Genomic DNA, 23,419 nt, shown 5'->3' with positions numbered 1-23,419 from the left:
TCCATTAAATGGAACCGATTACTGAGCTACGAAGGGCTCGAACCTTCGACCCACGCCTTAAAAGGGCGTTGCTCTACCAACTGAGCTAGTAGCCCGAGCAGGAGCAAATATATAAAAACATTTTTGTATTGTAAAGGCTTCGCACGCCATATTAAATAAAAAAACGTACTTATAGTGCATTTATTGCAAAATTTTTCTTTGACTTTTTTATAAATTTACATCATGGATTTATTGAAAAAACTATCAGCAATTGCAGCTCTCGCTATCGCATGTCCAGCATCAGATTTAGGTTACTTTTCAAAGCACGATGCAGGGCAAGAAGTTTTTTCGTTCCTTTCAACTTTTGACAGCCCGCGCAATGCGGCTCTCGAAAAATCTGCGTCGGCGCTCCCTTCTACCGATCCGACCATTGTCCAGCTAAACCCGGCTGCAATCCTTATGACCGAAGGGAAAAAGCGTGTCATCGAAGCCCACTGGCAAACCGGTGAATTTGCAGACAACCAAGGTACGCTTTCGTACACAACGGAGTTCAAGAAATTCATCCTTCAGTTTTCATACAACTGGATTTCGTACGGCACGATTGTAGGCTATAACGAGTATGGCGACGAAAACGGCAGCGAATACAAGCCATTCAGCCAGCTCACGACTTTAAGCGTCGCTTATCCGATGAAGCATATCCGAGTCGGTGCAGCGCTCAAGTTCGCCTCGGACAAATTGACCGGAGATGCAAGCGATCAAACCGCCATGGCAGCAGCATTCGACTGGGGCATCACCTGGATGTCCGACAGCAAGAACTACGGTTTTTCGTTTGTTGCAAGGGACTTCGGCACCATGCTTCGCGGTTACGTTAAAGACGACGCAGATGACACGTACCCATTGTCCCAGACGTTTGCCATTGGCGGATTCCTCAAGCCCCGTAGCATCCCGCGCTTAACCGTTTTCGCAGAAACAGATTTTCCGCGTTACGCCGAACCGGATTTGAATCTCGGTGCAGAATATGCATTGGGTGAATTTTTCCGCATCCGCGCAGGTTTCACGCGCACTTGGCTCGACATCTCACGCGACATCAAGGAGTTGGCGAATTCCTCCGACAGACCTGACGAAACAAACGAAGCACGCATGTTCAGCCTAGGTCTCGGTTACACCTCTAACATGTTCGCCTTCGACTATGCGTTCTCGGTCCTCGCACAAAGTTTAGGCTACGAGCACAGGCTCGGTCTTCGCGTAGAGTTCTAAGAATAAGGCAAACGATGCGGCAGTTCGACGTTTTTGTTTTTGACGAAAACTTTGACGAATCGCAAGGCAATCCCCAACCGCCATTTACGGACCCCGAACTCGGCTGGTTCTTCACAAATGATTGGAACAAGCACTTGAACGAGATTGAGGGAGAATGGGTCGTTTTCGCGCACCCCTGCGTCAAGATCGACCGCGCCTTTTTGAACAACGTTGCAGAAGTCACCGATAGTTTTCCGATGGTTGATGCATTTGCACCGCGCATTCGCACAAACAAAGGAACATTTTTAGGCGGATACCTACTAAGACCTGCAACCAAAGGTTCTGGATTTATCGAAATCGATGAGAATGCGCCCATGCGTTATGTCGCCTCACCGCACCCATATTTGGCAGTCTATTCCAAACGCATCATTCAACGTACAGGCGGCTTCGACACTACACTCCCCGCAAACGCAAGGCTTGCAGATTTTACTCTTCGCATGATGCATGCCGGTGGCAGAATGTTTTCCGTTCCGTATCTCGTAGCGCAGACAATAGCAGATAACGTTGCTAGCGAAAGTACATCTGAAGCAAATACAAAAAATGACACAAATACCATAGCTAGCGGAATTGCGCTTAATCTTAAAGCAACTGCAATTATTTTGTCTAAAGCATTTGGAATTGAAGCGTCTTTGCCGTTCGCCCTCCACCATCCGTCTGTCATTCCCACATTGTTCCGCAACAGAAGCATAATCAAAGAAAAGCGAAAAGCGGCAACACTACTCTCCAAGCTCAAAGCAGATTTTTTGAAAGAAGTGACGTTGTGATGGTGACCCCGGGCAGAGTCCGGGGTAAAAAAAATCGTCCCGCTCGATTGAGCGGGACTTAAATTTTTTAGCGGAGGTGTGGGAATCTATTTTGCTTTAGGCAGTTGCGCCCACACCACTAACACTAATCGAGCCTAAATTAGCCCTTGTAGTTGGTGATAACGCGAGCCATTTCGCAAACCTTGTTGCTGTAGCCCCATTCGTTATCGTACCAAGAGCAGACCTTAACGAAGGTCGGGTCGAGCTGGATACCAGCCTTGGCGTCGAAGATAGAAGTGTGAGAGTCGTTGCGGAAGTCGGTAGAAACAACGGCGTCTTCGGTGTAACCGAGAATGCCCTTGAGTTCGCCTTCAGAAGCTTCCTTCATAGCAGCGCAAATGTTCTTGTATGCTTCTTCCTTGTCTGCACCAGCCGGAGTCTTGAGTTCAGCAGTGAGGTCAACGAAGGAAACGTCGGAAGTCGGCACGCGGAGAGACATACCAGTGAGCTTGCCATTGAGTTCCGGGAGAACAACGCCAACAGCCTTAGCAGCACCCGTAGAAGACGGGATGATGTTTTCGAGGATGCCACGGCCACCGCGCCAGTCCTTCTTGGACGGGCCGTCAACGGTCTTCTGAGTAGCAGTTGCAGCGTGAACGGTGGTCATGAGGCCACGGACGATGCCGAACTTGTCGTTGAGAACCTTGGAAATCGGAGCCAAGCAGTTGGTGGTGCAAGAAGCGTTGGAGATGATCTTTTCGCCCTTGTAGGTGTTCTGGTTCACGCCGTAAACGAACATCGGAGTCTTGTCCTTAGCCGGAGCAGACATGATGACCTTCTTAGCGCCAGCCTTGAGGTGAGCTTCAGCAAGTTCTGCAGTGAGGAAGAAACCAGTGGATTCAACAACGACGTCTACGTCAAGAGCGCCCCAAGTGATGTTGGTCGGATCCTTTTCAGCGAAGATCTGGATCTTGTTGCCGTCGACGATGAGGAAGTTGCCTTCGACCTTGATGTCGTGGTTGAACTGACCATGGACGGAGTCATACTTCAACATGTATGCGAGGTAGTCTGCGTCGAGGAGGTCGTTGATACCGACAACCTGGATGTCATTTGCGAAGTTTTCCACAGCAGCGCGGAAGACCATACGGCCGATACGACCGAAACCATTGATACCGAGTTTGAGAGCCATTATTGGATCCTTTTTTTATTGTTGAAATTGCTACCCACCTACACGGTGGAGCTTTGTTGGCAGGAAAGATACAAAAAAACGGGTTATTTGTGTAGTAATAATCTCAAAAAAAAGCGACTAAAAAGACCAAAGACCGCCATCTGAGGTCGTGCCACCTCTCCCCCGCTACTTGTCCATGACTTCAAGAACTAGCTTTTCGAGCATTTCGAAGCTCGGAGCCCCGCTCCAGACTCGCTTGATATAGCCATTTGAATCAAGGAGCATGAGCGTCGGAACCGCATGGATGCCATAACGGCGCCAGAGTCCCTGGTCTGCATCGCGATACAGTGGATACGGAGAAGCGTGTTGTTTCTTGTAGAATGCGAGAAGTGGCTTGGTCTGTTCAGACGAAATGCCGATAATTTCGAGCCCTTGGCTAGAATACTTATTGTACAGTTTTTCAAGTACAGGAAGCGTTTGGCGGCAGGGGCCGCACCAAGTCGCCCAGAAGTCCAAGAGCGTTGCCTTCGGAGCTTCTTGCCTTTTTTCGGCATTCATATAGAAGTTATCACCAAACTTTGCAATCTTACTCCCAATTGCAGACCCAGTGAGGCTAGAAATATCGTCCGGGCGTTCCGTAAGCGTCACCGTGAGCGGAATGCGTTTTCCATCGCGGAAAATCTCTATTTTGACTTTCGAACCGACCTTCGATTTTTTCATGACATTCTGGAGTTGCGCAACGTTCTCCAAGGCCTTACCGTCAATACCTATGACCAAGTCGCCCGAGACAACGCCCGCAGCAAGGCACCCCGATTCAGGATGCACGCCCGAAACATGAAGCGCTAAGTGATTTTCAAAAGTATCCTTCTTATAAATAAGCCCAAGCCACGGCCCCGCAAAAGCAGAAACCGAAAGCAACAAGAGTATACTAATAGCACGTACAATTTTTAACATGAGACACTCCTAAAACAGGTAAAAACCGATATTCAAAGCCGCTGTAAAATGGGCTTCTCGACCGAAAAAGTCATCATCGTTGTGCTCGACGAGCGCACGCCCCATTATATAGCTAGCATCCAGTTCTATACGGCATAAGAAACTTGCATTCTTAAAAAACGTGATATCGCGACCATACCCGAACGTTAAACGTGGCGGGAAATAGCTCTTGTCGTAACGTTCAAACGAGATAAACGAAATGCCCAAGCGCAAAAAATCGTCTTCGCGCGTACCACGGAAAAAGAATCTCCAATCGGCGCCAATCTCAAAGTAATCACCCGAAAACAAGGCTACCGCGAACAAATCCGCCGAATGATGTTTATGAAAGCGATATTCACCACTCAACAAAAGTCCTGGATGTATGGAACTCAAATAATAAACAAGTTCCAGTTCACCACCAAAAGAAAGCGAAGCAAGAGAATCCTTTGCAGGAGCTTCTTCGTAGGATTGCTCAATAAAGTATCCAGCAAAAGACTGGACACAAGCAAGCAAAAGTGCTGCGAAGAATATTTTAACGCTTCGGACCATCAGCTTTCTTTAGCCCTTCGGATTTTTGGAGTCGTAATCGGCGAGAGTCTTGAAACCGTCTTTCGAGAGCGCTTCTTGAAGTTCCTTGCGCATCGCATGAGCAGCCATCCAGCGGAAAGCCACTACAGAATAGCACTGCACCGCATCAACGCCGAGCTTGATAAGATCGTAAATTTTGTAGCCATGGTCAATACCGCCGCAAGCCATCACGCTCATCTGCGGATAATGTTCACGGATAAACTTGACATTTTTGACCATGTTTTCGTAAAGCGGACGACCCGACATGCCACCGCAATCACCATCAGCACGGAGCGGAGTCAGTTCATTATACTTGACGCGGACCGGGAGATTTTCGATTTTCTTGGTCGGATATGTGTTACCGATGACAACGCCGTTGACACCCGCCTTCACAAGCGCATCCATAATCGTTGCCGTGTGAGCCTCTTCCATATCCGGGCTAAGCTTGGCATAAACCGCCTTGCGATAGCTCTGGGCATCGCGATAATTCTTGATTTCAGAGAAAATCTTGTCGATGAACGACATGTCAAGATCAAGGCGATTTTCCCCCGTATTCGGGCAGCTCACGTTGATTTCGATGTAGTCAGCCACGCGGTATGCAATGGAAAAACTTTCGATGATATCCTTGACCTTTTCGTTTTCATCGGTCAAGCCCGGCGTTTCAGCAACGGAAATGCCCACGCACATTCCGGCCCTGTGTGCGGCAGCAATCTGAGCATCTGTACGACGAGTCACTGCCTCGACACCATCATTGTTGAGGCCCATGCTGTTATGGATGGCACGGTCATTTTCGATGAATCCGATACGCGGTCTATGCGTGTTTCCTTCGCGAACGTGGCGAGTCGCGGTACCCACAGAAATTCCACCAAAACCCATATTTGCATAATCACAAATACGCTTAGCAGTCTTATTTGCACCAGCCGCAAGCACAATCGGAGCCCCGAAATGGAGCGGATTCGAGCCATCAGCAAACGTCACCACGCGATTCAGCGTCTTGCTCAAGTCCGGGCGACCTCCCATAAACGGTATAATCGGGGCAAAGCGAGCCACATGCTTCAGGGAATCATGGCGAAATTCCGGATTATTGTGGAAAATGCGGCGAATCAAAGCAAGAATGCGGTCGCTGACACGCATGTAATATTCGTGGTTGATGCAATTATCGTTCATATTCAGTAAGATAGAAAAATCCGCCATTAAAGACACACCCGCAAGACTGATATAACGAATAAAGGACCCATTGCAGAGTTTTGAAAAAAATTATAATTCTATAAAAAGAGAGAAAATTATGCAAAATCAAATCAAGAAAGATATTCACGAAAACATGCCTCGCTATATCGACATGCTTTCAAGTTTGGTCGCCATTCCATCTATCAGTTTTGACAATTTTGACCAGAAATACGTTTTGGATAGCGCAAACGCCGTAAAGGCGATGTTTGAAAAAGCGGGACTCACAAACATCCAGTTTTTGATGCCGCCCAGCGGGCGTCCGAGCGTTTATGCCGAAAGCCTTACAAGCCCAGACAAGCCGACCATCCTTTTGTACGCCCATCACGATGTGCAGCCGCCCATGAGAGAACCTCTGTGGAATACACCGCCGTTCACCGCAACGCTTAAAGGCGATCGTCTTTTTGGACGAGGCACAGCCGATGACAAAGCGGGAATCATCACGCATCTCGCCGCATTGGAACAGGTCCGCAGGGAACTTAAAGGCGCTGGTCCGAATCTCAAGTTCATCATCGAAGGCGAAGAAGAATCTGGAAGTGCAGGCTTCGAAAAGATTCTCACGGAACATGCAGAACTCTTGAAGAGCGACGCCGTCATTATCGCCGACCTCGGGAACTTCGCGAAGGGAACACCGTCCATCACAACGACACTCCGCGGCATGAGCGCCATCAACGTCACGCTCCGCGCCACAAAGGCTCCGCTCCATTCCGGCTCCTGGTCCGGCCCGATTCCAGACCCTGCACAAGCTCTTTGCCGCATGATCGCAAGCCTTACCGACAAGGACGGCAAGATTCTCATCCCGCATTACGAAGACGACATTGTCCCGCCGACCAAGGAAGAGCTGGAATCTTACAAATCGCTCGGCATGACCGAAGAAATTTTCCGCAACGATGGTGGCGTTCTTGAACAAGTAAAGTTAAACGTGCCCGAAGACGAAATTTTGATTTCGCTTTGGCGCCGCCCAAGCATCATCGTAAGCACGATTGAATCCGGCTCCCGCGCGAACGCCGGAAACGTTTTGCAAGACAGCGCTTACGCCCGCATCGGCATCCGCCTTGCTCCCGGCATGGACGCCGTGAAATGCACCGATATGCTCGCCGATTTCCTCAAGGCTCAAGTTCCGAACAACTTGGAAATCACCATTGACAAGGAAGACGGAGCAAACCCGTTCACGACCGATACGAATCACCTGTTCTTTAAAAAGATGAGCGAAGCCATGGCGGACGCTTACGCCTCCCCCACCAAGTTCATTGGCTGCGGCGCAAGCATCCCCGGCGCAGAACTTTTCCGCAACACGCTCGGAAACATCCCGATTTTGCTCACGGGCCTCGAAGACCCGGAATGCAATGCTCACGGCGAAAATGAAAGCCTTTATCTGCCCGATTTCGAAAGTGGAATCATCGCGGAATCGCTTTTCTTTGCGAACCTGTAGCAAGAAGAAGGAGAAAATATGAAACGTTATAGAGTAGTGGTTCTGACTGGTGCAGGAATCAGCGCTGAATCAGGTCTTCGCACATTCCGCGGAAACGACGGCATGTGGGAACACGAAAACATCGAGGACGTCTGCACGCCGGAAGCCCTCCGCCGTGACCCGAAACGTGTCAAGGACTTTTACAACTTCTTGCGAAAAGGGCTCCCCGAGCATGCCCCGAATGCGGCACACATCGCACTTGCCAAGCTCGAAGAGCGCCTCGGCGACGAATTCTTGCTGGTGACGCAGAATGTCGACGACCTCCACGAACGTGGAGGCAGCAAGCGTGTGCTGCACATGCACGGCGACTTGATGAAGCTCCGCTGCACAAAGCACGAACACGAATTCGACTTCACGGGCGAAGAAACGATGGACACCAAGTGCCCGATTTGCGGAAGCCCCGTGCGTCCGGACATTGTGTTCTTTGGCGAAACGCCTTTGTACATGGACGAAATCCAGAACGCGCTCATGAACTGCGACGAGTTCGCCTATATCGGCACCAGCAGTGTCGTGTATCCGGCAGCAGGGTTCAAGAGCTTTGCAAAATCGTACGGTGCAAAAGTCACTTGCTTAAATCTTGAAGCACCCTATGGCGACCCGTACACGGACGTCGTCATTCAAGGGAAAGCAACAGAAATCGTCCCCAAGTGGTGCGAAGAATTCAAATAGAATTGCGCTCGAAATGCACGAAAAATGCGCGGGACAACCCGCGCACTTTTTATTTCTTTTCTGGTGTTTTTGTTTCCGGAGTATCGTCCTTGATCAAGCGCACATACGATTGCGAGTGAGTGCTGAACGTTACTCGCCCAGGGAAAATTTCAAAGCAGAATTTATCTTCGGCAGTCCAAAAATGGCTAAAGTAATTATTGCTGATTCCTGTATTGCTTTTAACTGGAGTCGCTTCAAAACCAAGGTTATCGGTCGGAGTCACGCTGCACTTTTCCCAGCCCTTGCGGGACATGAGCACACTCGACGGATCACCACAGCCCAAACTTGCTGCCGTCTGAGTCAATATTTCAAAATCTTTTTTCTTGGGAACGCGCCAGCCCCTTACAGCACAATACTTGTTCACCGCATTCCATTCATACACGCCTTCACCGGCATACCCCACGCACTTGTACTTCAAGGGTTCCTTCATCCACACTTGGTCGCCAATCCTCACGGTCTTGTAAACTTGACCATCGCGAGGGTCGATAAACTGCGATTCGTAAAGATTCGGAGAAAGCGAGAACCTCTTTTGCCAAATGTACTCTTGCAAGATATCGAGCATTTGCGCACAAGGTTCAAAAGAGAGTCCTAAATCCACGCAAAGACGTCTTTGGCAAGCTTCCAGCACTTCTTGCTGTTCGCCATCCGAAAAACTTTTGACTTCGTACATGCTTGATGGAATTTGCTTTAAAACAAGCAAGAACAAACGGTCCTTGGCATCAGCAAATTCGGGAGCATTCAAATCACGCAGTTCTTTTTCCAAAGTCGATTCGTTTGCAAAAATGGAATCACCGACTTTTTGTACAAGAGCATCACACAAAGTCTTGACATCTTTTTGCGCCACCTTGACCGGAGGGCGAACTAATTTGGCCCCGCAGAACGGGCAATTTTCCATTTTATCGATTAAAGCATCAAAATCCTTTAGATTCTTATGACACTCTTTACAGAACATAGCGTTTTCCCCGAAAAAGATTCTCGATTTTTCAACATTGCAATGATAATATTAAAAAACGATAAAGAACGGGATGTAAAACTTATGCAAAATTCGATTGCAAGGCGGAGTTACTTGGCGCAAAAGCAATAAGCGAAATGGTCCGCTTCGGCAATTTTCGTCGGGAGTTCGGCGGAAAGGCATTTTTCGCGAACATCGGCTGAAGCCTGAGCGCATTTGCAGCAACGGTCCGCAAATCGGCAACCCTTCACAAAGTCCTTCGGATGCGGCACAGAGCCCGGAATCGAAACAAGCGTACGCAGGTCGCTGTGGCTTTCGGGAATAGCAGCCAGTAGTCCTTGCGTGTAAGGATGGAGTGGGTGGTTAATGACTTCGCGGACAGGACCTTCTTCGACGATGCGGCCAGCATACATCACGGCAACACGGTGAGCGTACTGCGAAACGATGCCCATGTTGTGCGTAATGAGGAGAACTGCAGTTCCCGTTTTCTCGGCCATTTCCTTGAGCACAGCAAGAACTTGAGCCTGCACGGTCACATCCAAAGCGGTCGTCGGTTCATCGGCGATAATCAATTTTGGCTTTGGCAAAAGCGCCATCACAATGCAAACGCGTTGGAGCATGCCGCCCGAAAGTTCGTGCGGGTAAGAATTCAGAACACGATCAGGATCAGTGAAACCGGCAAGACGGAGCTGCTCGCAAATAAGGTCTAAAGGAGATTCCCCCCGGAACAAGTCCGGGGCAGGCTCTTCAAGTCGGGAATGACATTCCTTTGGGGACTGCGCATTTTTCAAGACTGCACTTTTCGAGACTGCGCCAAACTTGAAAACTTCGAGAAGTTGTTTTTTTATAGTGACGACGGGATTCAGCGCCTGCATCGGTTCCTGGAAGATGCAAGCAATTTCAGAACCGCGAACGGATTGCAAGTCTTTGAGCGGGAGCTTCACCAAGTCGTGGGCATCTTGAGCCTGCGTATCATTCGCCCCCACATCAAACAAAATCTCGCCGTTCACAATTTTTGCGCTTGGCCACGGCAACAAGCGCAAAATGCTCATTGCGGTCACGCTCTTTCCGCAACCGGACTCGCCCACCAGCGCAAAAAATTCGCCCGGGAAAATGTCGAACGAGACGCGATCCGTCACTTGCAACGGTTTCCTGCCGTCACGCGAGTTACCGTTCTTGTCGAACCCGAACGCCACAGAAACGTCTTTAACGCTTAAAACAGGATTAGACATATCTATCTCCCGACTTCGGGTCGGTTGACGACTCCGCAATTGACTTAAGAACGCTATCAGTACATTTGAAGTCAATTGCTCCGCGCTTCCACGGCTCGTCAATACGAGCCGGTCCAGCTTGGCATGGACCACTCAGTCGTATTGCATTACACATATCTATCTCCCGACTTCGGGTCCATAGCATCCCTCACGCCTTCGCCGACGAATGTCGTGAGCAAAAGCGTTACAAACAACGCAGCAACCGTGCTCACGGAAATCCATGGTGCGTAGAGGTTGTTGAGTCCCTGGCTCATGAGTTCGCCCCAGCTCGGCGTAGGCGGCTGGAGTCCAAAGCCCAAGAAGTCTAGCGATGTGAGGCTTCCGATTCCACCGATAAGCGTAAACGGGAAAAGCGTCACCACAGGCGTCATCGCGTTCGGCAAGATTTCCTTGAAAAAGATATGGCGATGGCCAAGTCCAAGAACTTTTGCGGACATCACGTACGTCATGTTGCGGAGCTTCAGAAATTCCGCACGCATGTAATAGCTGAGCGAAAGCCAGTTAAACGCCGCCATAATCAAAATCAAAAGCCAGAAACTGCGACCGTAAATACTGCCGATGAGAATCACCACGTAAAGCATCGGGAGCGACGACCAAATTTCAATCATACGCTGCATGCCCGTATCCCAGAACTTCCCGAGATAGCCCTGAATACCGCCAATGACAATGCCGAGGAACGTTCCAAGCACGGTCAAGAGCAAGCTAAAGCTGATGCAAATGCGGAACCCGTGAATGAGGCGGCTCAGAACATCGCGCCCATTGCTATCGGTCCCGAGCCAGTGCTTTGCGCTCGGCGCAAATGGAGGGGTTCCCTCCTCGCTCAGATCCGCCTTCAGCGGATCGTGCGGCACTGGCGGCATGAGCGTCCACATCTCGGGGCAGCCTCCAGCACGCGGGAATCCGTCTTCTTCATCCTGCTTACATTCAGCGACATCTGCAAAAAGCTTTGCGTAATCCTGTTCCGTCTTGTATTCGCCACCAAAGTCTGCTTCGCTATAACGCGCAAACGCCGGGAAATAGCTCTTGCCGTTATAACGCAAATAGAACGGTTCATCATTTACCGTCCACGGACTCGTGAGCGAAAGCAAGTACGCCACCACCAAAATCACAAGCGACCAAAAGGCGCGCTTGTTCTTGCGGAAGCGCTTCAGGCGGTTCAAAGTTTCTGTCGAAAGTCTAAGTTTCATTTATACAAGTGTTCTGCAATAGAGTTCCGTGTATGGTGACCCCGGAACAAGTCCGGGGTGACAAGCCAAAGTTTGGAGTAACAAGAGCGGCGCATTTTCGTATTTTTCGCGGCAGTCCCTACAAGCATTAAATACTCGACTCGATATATTCCTTGCGGAATGTCCCGTTGCCAAGCAAAATATCAATCGGCAGCTTGTGGAATTCGTACTCGTACGGAGGCTGCTTCCACGCAAAATCCTTCGGGTATTCGTTGAAAATATACTGCAATAGCTTCACCGCCATTTCAAAACTGCGGAACGAATTACGGTCAGTCACATGGATCTGCGCCCCGCCACAAATCTGCCCCGCGCCCTTGTGGAACGTGGGCTGGAAATAGTTTTCGCGGAAATACACGCCCGGCAACTTAAGCCCGTTCATGTACTTGCAAAGCTTCACGGCATCGATAAACGGTGCGCCGAAAATTTCGAACGGACGCGTTGTGCCACGGCCTTCGCTCACATTGGTCGCTTCGAACAAGCACATGCCCGGATACACGATGGCGGTATCGAGAGTCGGCATGTTCGGGCTCGGCAAAATCCACGGAAGACCCGTTTCGTCAAACCACATGCGCTTATCGTATCCATCCATGTGCATCACGTAAAGTTCGCACTTCGGGAATCGTTCGGCCTTGAACTGTTCGGCAAGTTCGCCAATCGTCTTGGCATGGCGCGTGCGGATGCTATGCAAGCCCACAAAGCTCGTGTAATTGAGGTCGAGCACCGGGCCTTCTTCGTCTACGCAGTTGATCGGATTCGGACGGTCCACCACGACCACCGGGATTCCCGCCTTTTCGCAGGCCTTCATGCAAAGGAAGAGCGTCCAGATGAACGTGTAATAACGCGCGCCCACATCCTGCAAATCGACAAGCATCGCATCCACGTGCGAAAGCATTTCTGCGGTCGGTTCGCGATGTTCACCATAAAGGCTGTAAACCGGAATATGCAATTCCGGGTCTTCGTAGCCTTCCCATTCAATCATGTTATCTTGTGTATGTCCCTTGATACCGTGCTGCGGGCCAAATAAAGCCGAAAGCTTAAAGAGCTTGCCGTCCAAATCCTTGAGCAAGTCAAGCGTATAACTCAAATCGGCACAGACCGAAGCCGGATGGAGAACCGCACCCAGGCGCTTACCACGAAGTACCACCGGGAAACTTTTTTCAAAATGGGAAAGAGCTAACGTAACCATGTTTTTAAAGGTAGTAAAACCACCTTTAAACGCCAGCCGCTTCAAGCCGTTTCACATGGCAGAAAGCAAGTTCTTTTGTCTGCTCGTCGCGCAAATGCAGGCTAGAGCCCTCGCAATAGCGCCAATACTTGCAAGTTTTGCATTCGCCAATTCTAGTCCATTTGCGGTCACGCATCACCTGATAGCGGTTCTGCCAGACATCCCACAGGTCATCCTTGTAGATGTTCCCCTGAATGTAATCCCCACGCAAGCTCGGGCATGCCGAAATGCTCCCATCGCACAGCACCGATGCAATATTTACGCCAGCCCAGCAAAAAAACGGATTATCGCGAACAGTCTTTTCGTAACTGCCGAGAAAGCCTTCGCAATCGTAGTTCACATTCATGAGATTTTGCTTTTTGGCTTCACGGATAAATTCAAAGACTTGACGAAATTCCTGATTCGTAAGTTGGAATAGCGGATTGTCTTTTGCACGACCTTTTGCAAAGACATTCGAAACGCGCCAACGCTTGACGCCCAGATTTAAAAGCAAGTTATAAATTTTGGGCAATTCCTTAAGGTTCTTGCGATTCACGCAAGTCATCACGTCAAACGTAACGCCGTCCGTATGCGCAGCCATGTTGATGGCGCGAACCGCACGTTCGAAGCTATGCGCATTGCCGCGGAAATGATTATGATTTTCTTCAAGGCCATCAAGGCTAATCGTCAACGCGCGCAATCCGGCATTCATGAGTTTCGTATAACGTTCCGGATTTAAAGCAAGTCCATTCGTCACCATTCCCCAAGGATATCCGCGCGACTTGATTTCTTTGCCGATTTCTTCGAGATCGGCACGCATCAACGGTTCACCGCCAGTAATCACCACAATAAAATTGTTAGGATCGACATGAGGAGCAACACCATCCAAGACGCGCATAAAATCTTCGCGTGGCATGTCCGGAATCGCTTCAGCAACGCAGTCGCTCCCGCAATGCAGGCAATGTAAATTGCAACGCAGCGTACATTCCCAAAAAAGGTATGTCAGCGGATGAGCCTTGATTTGGCTATGACGATAAAGGCGATGCGCTTCAAGCGCAAGAAACTTCTTAAAACCGAGATGCATACGGAATCAATTCCGAATTATTTATCTTTTCCGCAAGAGCCGTCAAACGCGCAAGGAGGGCCATAAAGAACAACAGTCTCATCAATTATAAGGGTATTATAATGAGCCTGAAATTCAGCTTCGTTGTAAACCTTGCCATCACTGCATGTATAAACTTTATCTTTTATATAAACAACACCATATTTGGCCGTAACCACGGGCTTGTAAACTACACCATATTTTGCAGTAACTTCAGTCGGATCGCTCGTTGCAGGAACATCTTCGGCATCAGCCGTAGATTCAACGCACGTCACCCCATCGGTACATTCATAAACTTTGTCGTCTTTATGAGCCGTGCAAGTTTCCTTATCCATATAAACACCGTACAAAGGCACGACTTCTATTCCGCCACTGGAGCTTTCGGCAATCGGAGAGGAACTTGAGGATTCTACGGAACTCGATGATTCAGCAGAGGAACTCAACTGTGCTTCCGAAGAACTAGACTGAACATCCGAAGAACTTGAAGACTGAGTTTCGGCAACCGAGCTTGAACTTGCATTTTCTACAGACGAGCTCAAATTTTGGCCATTGGTTGTACTTGAACTAGAATCCTGGATGACAGGAGCCACAGGCGATGCGGTGTTATCGCAAGCATTCCAAAAGAACGCCGTCAAAGCAAGTAGAAATTTTCTCCAGTGTTTATACATTTTGCAGCCTCCTTCAAAAGCCATTCAACCACATCATTAATATAAACAAACAAGCATGCGTTTTCAATTGTGGATAGACCTCTTCAGAACGTTTTTTTTGTCAAAAAATGCCCCAAAAAGCAAAAAATTTCCACGGATGTATTATATAGGCCTTTTTTACTTGAATTCCGGAGCAATCGTCAATACAAGGCTCAAGCCATGCCAACTGTGGAAAGCAAACTGCACGCGGAACAGATACATATCCGGTTTGCGAACGCGGACACCAAATCCCCACGAATTGTAAAGATTGTCCTTTGACCAACCATTTATCTTATCACTAATCATAGCGTATTCGTTAAACACGACGCCATCGACAAGTCGGTCCACCGGCCAACGGTATTCTGCAGAAAGCCCAAGCACGAACGGACTCATCCATGCATCCGTATAGCCGCGCAACGGGAATCTCGCATTCAAAGTCGGGAATGCCGAATACGGAGCGCCGCCCTTTTCCATTTCCCACATTCCCTGGAAGCGGAACTGGAAAGCAAGCACACGATGTTCAAAAAGTGTTTCGACCAAATTTTCAGGGCGCCACACACGTAGCACTTCATTCAAAGAAAAGTCCGTATAGAATTTTCTCGTCTTGCGGCCCTCTTTTGCCGAAAGCACATACTGGTCCGCCCGTCCAATGAAGAAATATATCTGGTAAAAGGCATCGACACTCACATAGTCATGGTTCTTGCCGCCATCTTTAATTGCTTCAGAACGGTCCAAATCAGCCAAAGTCAAATCTTTAGCATTGATTCCTCCATACTTGCCCGTCAGCACATACGAGGCCTTTATACTTAGACGCTGTCCCCGTGACGGAGCAAATGGGAAATCCAGGTTATCAAACACCAAGTTCACATAGAACGGTATTTCAAAGTGACTTTGATACAGACCGCGATCCACAATCGGGTATTTCGGGTCATCCAGCACAGAATCCTTCGTATCCGTAAAATCGGCTTTATGGTAAATAAACTCCGAACCTATACTCAAGTTCAAGTTTCTAGATTCCGTAATCGGGAACCCCAGTTGACCGCTAAAATTATACGTCGTGTCAGCCTGCTTAAACGATTCCTTGGAACCCGGTAAAATAAAACCATTGTCACGATCCATGTAAAGGTTAAAACTCATGACACCATACAGTTTTTTACCGAAAAGCGACTGTTTCGAGTAGCGCAGTTTCACATCCAAATCGCTATTCGCATAATAATGGCCTTCAAATACCCCATAATCCCCTTGCTGGAAAAGATTCCTGTGGCGGTAGCACATACCGATCATCGTGGAACTCCCCGGCTTGAGGTTAAACACCGGATAAATCAAGATATTACGATTTTCACCGAACGTAATGAGGTCCACCGCCTTGTCAGCAACACCATTATCGATTGCATAGTGCAAAGGGGCCGCCAACGGATAGACCAACATTCCAAAAACAGGCTGGATAACATGGATAAAGGGCCACGAAACAACATCAAGGAACGACATGGAACTTGAAGAAGTATCTTGCACGGCTTCGCGCGCCTTCTTCGCATGCGCTGGAAAACACAGCACACCTACAAGCACCAGTAATGTCACCAAACGTTTCATTTTCCCTTTAATATATAGTTATATTAAGGATGATGTTTTCACTCTTTGCAAAAATTATCAAAAAATTAGCAACCTATCCTAAGATAATCCTTACGATTTTCCTCACGATAGGACTTTTAAGCATTTACCCTATCTCGCATTTACGTTGGGACTTGCAATTGCAAGATACCATTACAAGTGCGCGTGAACCCAGCAACGTCCAAAAAATTGAGGACGAATTCGGCGGGCTCGGGAGCCTCATCGTCATTCTGCAATCCGAGGATTCAGTTGCGAATTACCACATCGCAAAAGACCTCGCGCAAAAAATGCAGCAAAACCCTTCGGTGCATTTTGCAGATTTCGAGACCGATATTGATTTTTACAAGAAGAACAAGTTCTTGTACGCGAGCGAAAACGATATCGATATCATGGTGCACCGCATTGAAGAACTCAAGCATAGCTACATCATGAAGAACAATCCGCTGTTCATAGACCTCAAAAGCGCGATAGATTCCATCACGCAAACGACATCGGAACAGCGCGAACAACTCTTGAGCGACCTCGAAAAGAAATATTTCGACAAGCTCGCCGTAAGCCATTCCAACAAGACCGGAACCATCCGCATTGTAGAGATCTATCCGACCCATTCTATTTCGGATTTGCAGGCAAACCGTAACTTGCTTTCTGACGTCAAGACGCAACTAGAAAAAGAAAGCAAGCCAAGCGATTTACGTGTCCATTTTGCGGGAAAAGTTTACGAATCCATCCAGACCGGAAGACGCCTCTTGCCCGAAGCGAAGATGGTGGGCATCGTCACCGCAGTCCTAATTATTTTACTTCTCATCTTGCATTTCTTTAGGCAGCCGCAACTTATTTTTATTTCGGCATTGCCGATTGCAACGCCTATCGTTACGACACTCGCATGCTCCTACATTTTTTACGGACGCATCAACCTGTTTACGCTTTTGCTTGCGATTGTTCTCCCAGGGCAGGCATTGCAAATCATCAACCATGTTCTTAGCCGTTACTTCTTGGAACGCGAACAGAACTTGAGCCCGCAACTTTGCATCGAAAGCGCACTTCTTGGCATTGGGCCTTCGACCGCTGTTTCCAGTTTTGCATTTGCCGCCTTGTTTGCATGTCTCATCTTGATTCCTCTGCCGGGGCTTCAGGAACTTGGCGTTCTCGGTTCCACAGGGTGCATCTTGAACTGGGCCATCACATTGCTTTTCTCTACCGCCCTCTTGCAAGTGACCCAACGCAAAAAACCTTTCTCGATTAGGCATGCGCAAATCCATTCGGAATACAGGATTTCGATGCTTTCCAATCGTGTAAACTGGATTATTTTTTCGATTATCATTGCAGCAAGCCTTGTCGGGCTTTACATCGGCGGAACTAGAATCCATATCCGTAACGATTTTTCGGCAACAGAAATCAATTATAAAGATCCTGTCATCGATTCATTGATTGCAGAAACGGGATTCTTGAACAAGACCCCCATCATCATCATGCTTCCGGACAAATCCGAGAGCGAATTGCTATTGGAACAGTTCAACAAGCTCAAAGAAAACGGTTCCATTTCAACGGTCAATTCCATCTTTACGCTCGCGCAATTCTCCCCCAACCTGCAGCAAAAGAAAATGGAAAAGCTCCGCCAGCTCCACAACACAGTAACCAAGGAATTCCGCGAAGCGCTTTCCAAGAGCGAACTGGAAAATCTTGAAAAGGTGGAACAGGCACTCGAATTCGACGAAGGTGACGAATTTGAACCGCCCGAATACATCGCCAAGAAATTCCGCGATAAGCAAGGAACCCAAGGCAGGTTTGCCTTCGTTTTCACGGACATTCAAGAAAACTACGGCAGCGAAATTACAAAGCTATACAATGAGCTTCACCAAATTAAGGGTATTCAAAACGGGACATACCTCATTGCAGGAATCCCCATCACCCGCGCCATATTCTTAGACCGAATCACGAACCATATTCGCAGGCCATTACAAGCAGGCGGAGTACTCGTGTTCCTGTTCATGCTCGTTTATTACAACCGCTTTAGCCGCGCCTTGTTTACCGCACTCCCGTCTGTATTTGCTGCAAGCTGGTTCTTGGCTGCCCTCAACGCGTTTGACGTGCAAATTTCGGCATACAGCGCACTCACCTTCCCTATCTTGATTGGCGCAAGCATCGATGGATCCCTCCAGTTCTTCACCGCTTATTACGAGAAGCAAAAAGGGACCGCGCTCACGATTCTTAGGGACAAGTTCTTTACGATTTTCCTCTCGCAGATGGCAGCCTTCATCGGTACTTACGGCATGCTCGTTTCTTCCCATCCGGGGCTTCGCAGCATGGGTTACGTCTCGTTGACAGGCCTTATCTGCATATTCATCTCCCAATTCACCATTTTCCCCCTCATCGCTGGATCGCTCGACCAATACCGTCTGAGACAGAAGAAAAAAAAGGAAGCTAAAAAATGAAATCGCTTTCCGATAGAACACAAAATATCGCAGCATCGCTCACCGTCGCCATCGACACGATGGCAAAACAGATGATCGCAGACGGCAAGGACGTCGTAAGTTTAGGCGCAGGCGAACCCGATTTTGGAACTCCGACCCCCATTCAAGATGCAGCAATCGAAGCTATCCGCGCAGGCAAGACACGCTATACCGCACCCGTCGGGATTTTGGACGTGCGCAAGGCCGTTGCAAAGAAATTGGAAGAAGAAAACGGTCTCCATTACGATGCATCGCAAATCATCATGACTAGCGGTGCAAAGCACGCCGTGTTCAATGCACTCGCCGCCTTGATTAATCCGGGCGACGAAGTAATCATCCCCGCTCCGTACTGGGTTACCTATCCGGAACTTGTGAAATGGCTCGGCGGTACGCCAGTGTTTGTTGAAGCAGGCATCGAAAAGAATTTCAAGATTGACGCCGAAGATTTGCGCAAGGCTTGCACGCCGCGCACGAAGGCGATTCTTTTGAACAACCCGTGCAACCCGACTGGCGCTGTTTACAGCAAGAGCGAACTCGAAGCGCTCGCCAAAGAAATTGTCGCACAGGACATTTACTGCATCTCGGACGAAGTTTATGAATACTTTGTCTACGATACGGAATTTACGAGCGCCGCAGTTTTCCCGGGAATGGCAGAACGCACCATCGTGATTAACGGCTTTTCGAAATCACATTGCATGACCGGCTGGCGAATCGGTTACGATGCCGCCCCCGCTCCGATTGCAAAGATTATCGGCAAAATCCAGGGACAGGCCACGCACCATCCGAGCAATGTTGCACAGTATGCAGCACTCGGTGCGCTAAACATGGACAAGAGCAATGTGCACGCCATGCAGGCAGCTTTCCGCAAACGCAGAGCCTACATGCTCGAACGTACATCGTTCCTCTCGACCAAGCCGCGCGCACCCGAAGGTGCATTCTACCTATTTGCCCCCGTGAGCGATTACTACGGCAAAAAGACACCGGATGGCAAGGTGATTGCAGGCTCGATTGATTTTTGCAGCGCACTTTTGGAAAGCAAGGGCCTTGCAATTGTACCAGGCGCCGCTTTTGGCGACGACACTTGCGTTCGATTCTCGTACGCCGCAAGCGACGAAAATCTCGCAAAAGCTTGCGACCGTTTTGAAGCGTTCGTGAAAGAATTACAATAACGGGAAAACGCGATGTTTCCATTCCGTCTCGTCAATCCAGACCCTTCGAAACCATTTACCATCGGGCGCAAATCGGATAACCTTTTGCAATTCGATAACCTGATGGTTTCGAGGTATCATGCGGTTCTGAACTTTACCGACGGCAAATGGAATTTGCAGAATTTATCCCAAAACAGCATTACCATGCTGAACGGGAAAGATGTAAAAACCGCCGCCATTAACGATGGCGACGTGATTCTCATCGGACCGAGGCAGTTGCGAGCGACGCTCCGCGGAAGTGACCTTACGCTTCTCGTGATGGAGCGAGAAACCGAAAGCAACATGCAAACGATTCCTCTTTCGGCCGAATGGAGAGAAGTCGAAATACCGGGAATCGGCAAAGCCCGCGCTTCTAGCTACGCCCGCGAAAAACATGCCGAAATCAAATTTGCAAAAGCAATTGTAGACGAAAGCGGCAAACGCACGCGCACGATTACAATTGCAAACGGCGATGCATGCCGCTTTGAATCAGCCGTAATTGTTTTTCGCAACAACAACTTGCTCATCGAGGCTTCAGCAACAGGCTTTGATGTTTTCGCGCAAAACGTGAATGTCTTTGCCGGCAAAAAGCAATTACTAAAAGGGATTGATTTCGAACTCCCCGCAGGCGAGATTCTTGCGATTATCGGGCGTTCCGGACAAGGCAAGTCTTCACTTTTAAAGATGATTCAAGGCATCAACAGTTGCGACAAGCAAAGCATTGTGCGCATCGGCGGTGTCGATTACCGCAAAAGCGAGATTCGCAGACGCATTGCAATTCTGCCGCAAGACCCGCCGCTCCGCCCGGAGCTGACCGTCGAGGAAACTATTCTCGACGGTGCTAGGTCGTCGATGGACGTTCGGAACTTCAAGCAAGATGCACGCGCGAGGCTAGAAAAGTTCTGCGAACTTTTCGGGCTGAGCAACCGCCGGCAGAACCTCGTGAAAACGCTCAGCGGCGGCGAAATGCGCCGCGTAGCCCTCGCGCGCGAGCTCATGGGAAGCCCAGGCCTCGTTATCCTCGATGAACCGCTGTCGGGTCTTGATCCGTACAATTCAAGAATCCTTTGCACGCACTTGAAGCAGCTCGCGTTCCTCGGCCATACGATAATCCTCACCACGCACAGCTACAAGGCCTTGCAAATTGCAAATAAAGTTCTCGTACTGCACCAGGGCGAAGAAGCGTTCTACGGAACCATTCAGGCCGCATACTCGCATTTCAACACGACCGACCCGCAAGCGCTCCTCACAAGCATAACACAAAGCAAATCCGCCGAGTGGCGTGCATCTCAAGCCGCGTCGCGAGCTACCGAAAATTCGAGCAACGTCAAAAAGAAAGAATCCAAGTATTTCTTTGAACGCACCAAGCTTCCCCGCAATTTTGCTTACACCGTGTACATCACCGCCAAGCAGTGGTTCCGCGACAAGGGCCGCATTGCAGCGCTTTTTGTGCAACCTGCAATTATTGGATTTTTGCTTTCGCAGATATTCTCCGACCAAAGTTCGCTCTGGACAGTCGCCTTCGCAATCATCCTTTGTGCCAACTGGTTTGCGCTCTCGCTTTCCATCCGTGAAATCGTCCAAGAGAAAGACATTCTCCGTGACAAGTTCCGCCGTGGCGTTTCAGCAATCTCGACACTGACTGCAAAATGCACGCTCCCGGTATTTTTTACGCTGATACAGACAGCCATTGTCTATGCGTTTATCAGTACCCGCATTACTCCCACCCCAAATATTGCGCTTATCGCTAGCATTTTCGCCTGCATCGCCATCCCCGCAACCACCGTCGGGCTATTCACGAGTACACTCGCCAAGAACACGAGCCAAGCGAACGCCTTCTTGCCGCTACTCATCATCCCGCAAGTTGCCCTCGCCGGAGCCCTCGTGCCACTCGACCAAATGCAGCCCATTGGCCGCGCGCTTTCCAGCGTCATCTGGTCACGTTACAACCAAGCGTCGCTCCTCAACATTTTACTAGAACGAAAAGACGACATTTTTAACGCGATTTTTGCCATCGCCATCGCTCTTAGTTTCTATATTGTAACTGCAATTTTACTACACAAATTAAAGAAGCCAAGATGATACGTCCAGAACAACCACTAAATTTTCCGTACCCCTTTAACGAAAACTACGAACTATTGGGAACGCTCGGCAAAGGTGGAATGGGCTATGTCTACAAGGCTCTCGATAAAAGGCTAAACCGCGAAGTAGCCTTCAAGATTCTCGACTCGACCTCCGATGTCGAAGCCATCAAGCGCTTTTATCTCGAAGCGCAAGCTATGAAGGAGCTCGACCATCAGAACATCGTTCACGTGTTCGACTTTGGTCAGCAGGGCAACCAGCTCTTTATTTCAATGACTTACGTGCAAGGTATTTCGCTTGCCGAAATTTTGCAAAACAAGAGCAAACTTTCGTTTGAGGCCATTGAAGTCATCATCAAGCAAATTGCACGCGGTCTCCTTTACGCGCACAGCAAGGGCATCGTCCACCGCGATGTGAAGCCCTCGAACATTATGCTCACGCGCGATAACCGCGTCTACATCATGGACTTTGGCATTTCGTACATCCAAGAGATGGAAAAGGAACGTCTCACCCGCACCGGCATGACGATGGGCACGCCCGAATATATGTCGCCAGAACAGTGCCACGGTGACGAAGTCACGCTCCAGTCCGACATTTACAGCATGGGCGTGATCCTTTACGAAATGACTTGCGGACGCTTGCCGTTCGAAGGCAGCCGCCCTGTGGAAATTGCGCTCAAGCATGTGCAGGAACCGCCTCCAGCTCCGGAACTTTTCCGCGAAGACATCCCGGAAGGTCTTTCGGAACTTATCCTCAAGTGCTTAAAGAAAAAACTCAACGAACGCTTCCACGACATGCAGGAATTTTTGGACGAATGTGACCAAGTATTCCCGCAGCACGATACGCCTCACCAGAACGCCTCCATTGCTCGCAAAACGGGATCGCAGCGTCGCGTTGCCCCCTCCATTGTAGAATCGGCAATAAACTTCGGGCGCAACCTGGCTCCGCATAAACTTATCATTGTGGCATTCTCGGTACTCTTCCCGATTATCGTTATTTTGCTCATGCTGCTTATGTTCACGCACAAGCCCATGAACACACTGCACGAACTCGAATGGAGCGAAATTCTAGGCAATCACGAGACTAGAGCAATCGAGCCTGAAAATTCGAAAGGCTACCCGCTATCGAACCTGACCGATGGAGACCTTTCCACCGCATGGCTCAATAAAATGCCATTAAAGCCATTGAATCCTGTACTTGCCATGTACTTTGACAAGAACACTCTCATTACGAATATCGGCATTGCCATTGGCTACCAGAAGTCCATCGACGACGCGTTCGGTGACCGTTTCCGCATTTTCAAAAAGCCCCGCACAATCACCATTGAAACAAAGGATGGCTTCAAGCAGCGCCTCCATCTCGAAAACATCAAGGGAATGCAATACCCGAACATTCAAACGGTCGAAACAACCGAACTCCGGTTCTACCTCGACGATGTTTACGAAGCGGATAACGACGACTATGCAATTTCGGAAATCCGCCTATTAGGCATGGAAGTGAAATAAATTCTCCGTCATCCTGAG

Annotated in this window: 19 protein-coding genes and 1 tRNA gene; 8 read left to right on the top strand and 12 right to left on the bottom strand. The window is 49.1% G+C overall.

From position 1 onward, the window contains the following. Window positions 1-22 precede the first annotated feature (22 nt). Window positions 23-95 (bottom strand) — tRNA-Lys (locus BUA34_RS02420). Between the two features lie 127 nt (window positions 96-222). Between BUA34_RS02420 and BUA34_RS02415 the strand changes: the two genes are divergently transcribed. Next, a complete protein-coding gene (locus BUA34_RS02415) occupies window positions 223-1,236 on the top strand; it encodes a PorV/PorQ family protein (RefSeq protein WP_072827132.1) in 1,014 nt (337 codons plus the stop codon). A 14-nt stretch (window positions 1,237-1,250) separates the two neighbouring features. Further along, on the top strand, window positions 1,251-2,039 hold the full coding sequence (locus BUA34_RS02410; RefSeq protein WP_072827131.1) for a hypothetical protein: 789 nt from the start codon (window positions 1,251-1,253) through the stop codon (window positions 2,037-2,039). Between the two features lie 139 nt (window positions 2,040-2,178). On the opposite strand, the gene gap is transcribed toward BUA34_RS02410, so the two are convergent. The 4 genes from gap to BUA34_RS02390 form a co-directional block, all read right to left on the bottom strand. Beyond that, window positions 2,179-3,207: a type I glyceraldehyde-3-phosphate dehydrogenase gene (gene gap / locus BUA34_RS02405; RefSeq protein WP_072827130.1), complete on the bottom strand. Its 1,029-nt coding sequence runs from the start codon at window positions 3,205-3,207 to the stop codon at window positions 2,179-2,181. A 165-nt stretch (window positions 3,208-3,372) separates the two neighbouring features. Further along, window positions 3,373-4,140, bottom strand: a complete 768-nt coding sequence (locus BUA34_RS02400; RefSeq protein WP_072827129.1) for a thioredoxin-like domain-containing protein — start codon at window positions 4,138-4,140, stop codon at window positions 3,373-3,375. 9 nt (window positions 4,141-4,149) lie between these two features. Then, on the bottom strand, window positions 4,150-4,707 hold the full coding sequence (locus tag BUA34_RS02395; protein ID WP_072827128.1) for a hypothetical protein: 558 nt from the start codon (window positions 4,705-4,707) through the stop codon (window positions 4,150-4,152). A gap of 9 nt (window positions 4,708-4,716) precedes the next feature. Continuing rightward, window positions 4,717-5,892, bottom strand: coding sequence for a beta/alpha barrel domain-containing protein (locus BUA34_RS02390; protein ID WP_072827127.1), 1,176 nt, complete (start codon window positions 5,890-5,892; stop codon window positions 4,717-4,719). 118 nt (window positions 5,893-6,010) lie between these two features. Between BUA34_RS02390 and BUA34_RS02385 the strand changes: the two genes are divergently transcribed. Further along, window positions 6,011-7,381, top strand: coding sequence for a M20/M25/M40 family metallo-hydrolase (locus BUA34_RS02385; protein ID WP_072827126.1), 1,371 nt, complete (start codon window positions 6,011-6,013; stop codon window positions 7,379-7,381). Between the two features lie 18 nt (window positions 7,382-7,399). Continuing rightward, on the top strand, window positions 7,400-8,089 hold the full coding sequence (locus BUA34_RS02380; RefSeq protein WP_072827125.1) for an NAD-dependent deacylase: 690 nt from the start codon (window positions 7,400-7,402) through the stop codon (window positions 8,087-8,089). 49 nt (window positions 8,090-8,138) lie between these two features. Here the strand turns inward: BUA34_RS02380 and BUA34_RS02375 are convergent, their stop codons facing one another. From BUA34_RS02375 to BUA34_RS02345, 7 genes are all read right to left on the bottom strand, one after another. Beyond that, window positions 8,139-9,080 (bottom strand): FISUMP domain-containing protein, encoded by a 942-nt coding sequence (locus tag BUA34_RS02375; RefSeq protein ID WP_072827124.1) that lies wholly within the window; start codon window positions 9,078-9,080, stop codon window positions 8,139-8,141. Window positions 9,081-9,190: 110 nt separating this feature from the next. Beyond that, on the bottom strand, window positions 9,191-10,312 hold the full coding sequence (locus BUA34_RS02370; protein ID WP_254794285.1) for an ABC transporter ATP-binding protein: 1,122 nt from the start codon (window positions 10,310-10,312) through the stop codon (window positions 9,191-9,193). 146 nt (window positions 10,313-10,458) lie between these two features. Then, complete coding sequence (locus BUA34_RS02365) at window positions 10,459-11,538, bottom strand: ABC transporter permease (protein WP_072827122.1); 1,080 nt, start codon at window positions 11,536-11,538, stop codon at window positions 10,459-10,461. Between the two features lie 127 nt (window positions 11,539-11,665). Further along, window positions 11,666-12,763 carry an exo-beta-N-acetylmuramidase NamZ family protein gene (locus BUA34_RS02360; protein WP_072827121.1) on the bottom strand — a complete coding sequence of 366 codons (1,098 nt, stop codon included), beginning with the start codon at window positions 12,761-12,763 and terminating at the stop codon, window positions 11,666-11,668. A gap of 25 nt (window positions 12,764-12,788) precedes the next feature. Continuing rightward, on the bottom strand, window positions 12,789-13,865 hold the full coding sequence (locus BUA34_RS02355) for a TIGR04133 family radical SAM/SPASM protein (protein WP_072827120.1): 1,077 nt from the start codon (window positions 13,863-13,865) through the stop codon (window positions 12,789-12,791). A 17-nt stretch (window positions 13,866-13,882) separates the two neighbouring features. Beyond that, the gene (locus BUA34_RS02350) at window positions 13,883-14,551 is read right to left on the bottom strand and encodes a hypothetical protein (protein WP_072827119.1); all 669 of its coding nucleotides are present in this window, start codon (window positions 14,549-14,551) and stop codon (window positions 13,883-13,885) included. Window positions 14,552-14,707: 156 nt separating this feature from the next. Next, window positions 14,708-16,159, bottom strand: coding sequence for a BamA/TamA family outer membrane protein (locus BUA34_RS02345; RefSeq protein ID WP_072827118.1), 1,452 nt, complete (start codon window positions 16,157-16,159; stop codon window positions 14,708-14,710). A gap of 29 nt (window positions 16,160-16,188) precedes the next feature. On the opposite strand from BUA34_RS02345, the gene BUA34_RS02340 reads away from it, so the two are divergent. The 4 genes from BUA34_RS02340 to BUA34_RS02325 are packed head-to-tail and all read left to right on the top strand — an operon-like array spanning window position 16,189 to window position 23,401. Beyond that, window positions 16,189-18,609 carry an MMPL family transporter gene (locus BUA34_RS02340; RefSeq protein ID WP_072827117.1) on the top strand — a complete coding sequence of 807 codons (2,421 nt, stop codon included), beginning with the start codon at window positions 16,189-16,191 and terminating at the stop codon, window positions 18,607-18,609. Continuing rightward, complete coding sequence (locus BUA34_RS02335) at window positions 18,606-19,796, top strand: pyridoxal phosphate-dependent aminotransferase (protein ID WP_072827116.1); 1,191 nt, start codon at window positions 18,606-18,608, stop codon at window positions 19,794-19,796. Before BUA34_RS02340 ends, BUA34_RS02335 begins: the two co-directional genes overlap by 4 nt. Window positions 19,797-19,808: 12 nt before the next feature. Next, complete coding sequence (locus tag BUA34_RS02330) at window positions 19,809-21,896, top strand: ATP-binding cassette domain-containing protein (RefSeq protein WP_072827115.1); 2,088 nt, start codon at window positions 19,809-19,811, stop codon at window positions 21,894-21,896. Further along, window positions 21,893-23,401 (top strand): serine/threonine protein kinase, encoded by a 1,509-nt coding sequence (locus BUA34_RS02325; protein ID WP_072827114.1) that lies wholly within the window; start codon window positions 21,893-21,895, stop codon window positions 23,399-23,401. The genes BUA34_RS02330 and BUA34_RS02325 overlap by 4 nt, the downstream gene beginning before the upstream one ends. Window positions 23,402-23,419: the final 18 nt, after the last annotated feature.

This window comes from Fibrobacter sp. UWB12 (genome assembly GCF_900142485.1).
Classification (GTDB): domain Bacteria; phylum Fibrobacterota; class Fibrobacteria; order Fibrobacterales; family Fibrobacteraceae; genus Fibrobacter.
Note: the sequence above shows the minus strand (reverse complement) of the source record. Positions and strands in the feature narration are given on the sequence as shown.

Excerpts from the sequence above, each read along its gene's own strand:
- BUA34_RS02365 (WP_072827122.1), bottom strand. The coding sequence starts at position 11,538 with ATGAAACTTAGACTTTCGACAGAAACTTTGAACCGCCTGAAGCGCTTC.
- gap (WP_072827130.1), bottom strand. The coding sequence starts at position 3,207 with ATGGCTCTCAAACTCGGTATCAATGGTTTCGGTCGTATCGGCCGTATG.
- BUA34_RS02360 (WP_072827121.1), bottom strand. The coding sequence starts at position 12,763 with ATGGTTACGTTAGCTCTTTCCCATTTTGAAAAAAGTTTCCCGGTGGTA.
- BUA34_RS02330 (WP_072827115.1), top strand. The coding sequence starts at position 19,809 with ATGTTTCCATTCCGTCTCGTCAATCCAGACCCTTCGAAACCATTTACC.
- BUA34_RS02355 (WP_072827120.1), bottom strand. The coding sequence starts at position 13,865 with ATGCATCTCGGTTTTAAGAAGTTTCTTGCGCTTGAAGCGCATCGCCTT.
- BUA34_RS02350 (WP_072827119.1), bottom strand. The coding sequence starts at position 14,551 with ATGTATAAACACTGGAGAAAATTTCTACTTGCTTTGACGGCGTTCTTT.
- BUA34_RS02395 (WP_072827128.1), bottom strand. The coding sequence starts at position 4,707 with ATGGTCCGAAGCGTTAAAATATTCTTCGCAGCACTTTTGCTTGCTTGT.
- BUA34_RS02415 (WP_072827132.1), top strand. The coding sequence starts at position 223 with ATGGATTTATTGAAAAAACTATCAGCAATTGCAGCTCTCGCTATCGCA.
- BUA34_RS02385 (WP_072827126.1), top strand. The coding sequence starts at position 6,011 with ATGCAAAATCAAATCAAGAAAGATATTCACGAAAACATGCCTCGCTAT.
- BUA34_RS02390 (WP_072827127.1), bottom strand. The coding sequence starts at position 5,892 with ATGAACGATAATTGCATCAACCACGAATATTACATGCGTGTCAGCGAC.
- BUA34_RS02375 (WP_072827124.1), bottom strand. The coding sequence starts at position 9,080 with ATGTTCTGTAAAGAGTGTCATAAGAATCTAAAGGATTTTGATGCTTTA.
- BUA34_RS02335 (WP_072827116.1), top strand. The coding sequence starts at position 18,606 with ATGAAATCGCTTTCCGATAGAACACAAAATATCGCAGCATCGCTCACC.
- BUA34_RS02380 (WP_072827125.1), top strand. The coding sequence starts at position 7,400 with ATGAAACGTTATAGAGTAGTGGTTCTGACTGGTGCAGGAATCAGCGCT.
- BUA34_RS02325 (WP_072827114.1), top strand. The coding sequence starts at position 21,893 with ATGATACGTCCAGAACAACCACTAAATTTTCCGTACCCCTTTAACGAA.
- BUA34_RS02345 (WP_072827118.1), bottom strand. The coding sequence starts at position 16,159 with ATGAAACGTTTGGTGACATTACTGGTGCTTGTAGGTGTGCTGTGTTTT.
- BUA34_RS02370 (WP_254794285.1), bottom strand. The coding sequence starts at position 10,312 with ATGTCTAATCCTGTTTTAAGCGTTAAAGACGTTTCTGTGGCGTTCGGG.
- BUA34_RS02340 (WP_072827117.1), top strand. The coding sequence starts at position 16,189 with ATGATGTTTTCACTCTTTGCAAAAATTATCAAAAAATTAGCAACCTAT.
- BUA34_RS02410 (WP_072827131.1), top strand. The coding sequence starts at position 1,251 with ATGCGGCAGTTCGACGTTTTTGTTTTTGACGAAAACTTTGACGAATCG.
- BUA34_RS02400 (WP_072827129.1), bottom strand. The coding sequence starts at position 4,140 with ATGTTAAAAATTGTACGTGCTATTAGTATACTCTTGTTGCTTTCGGTT.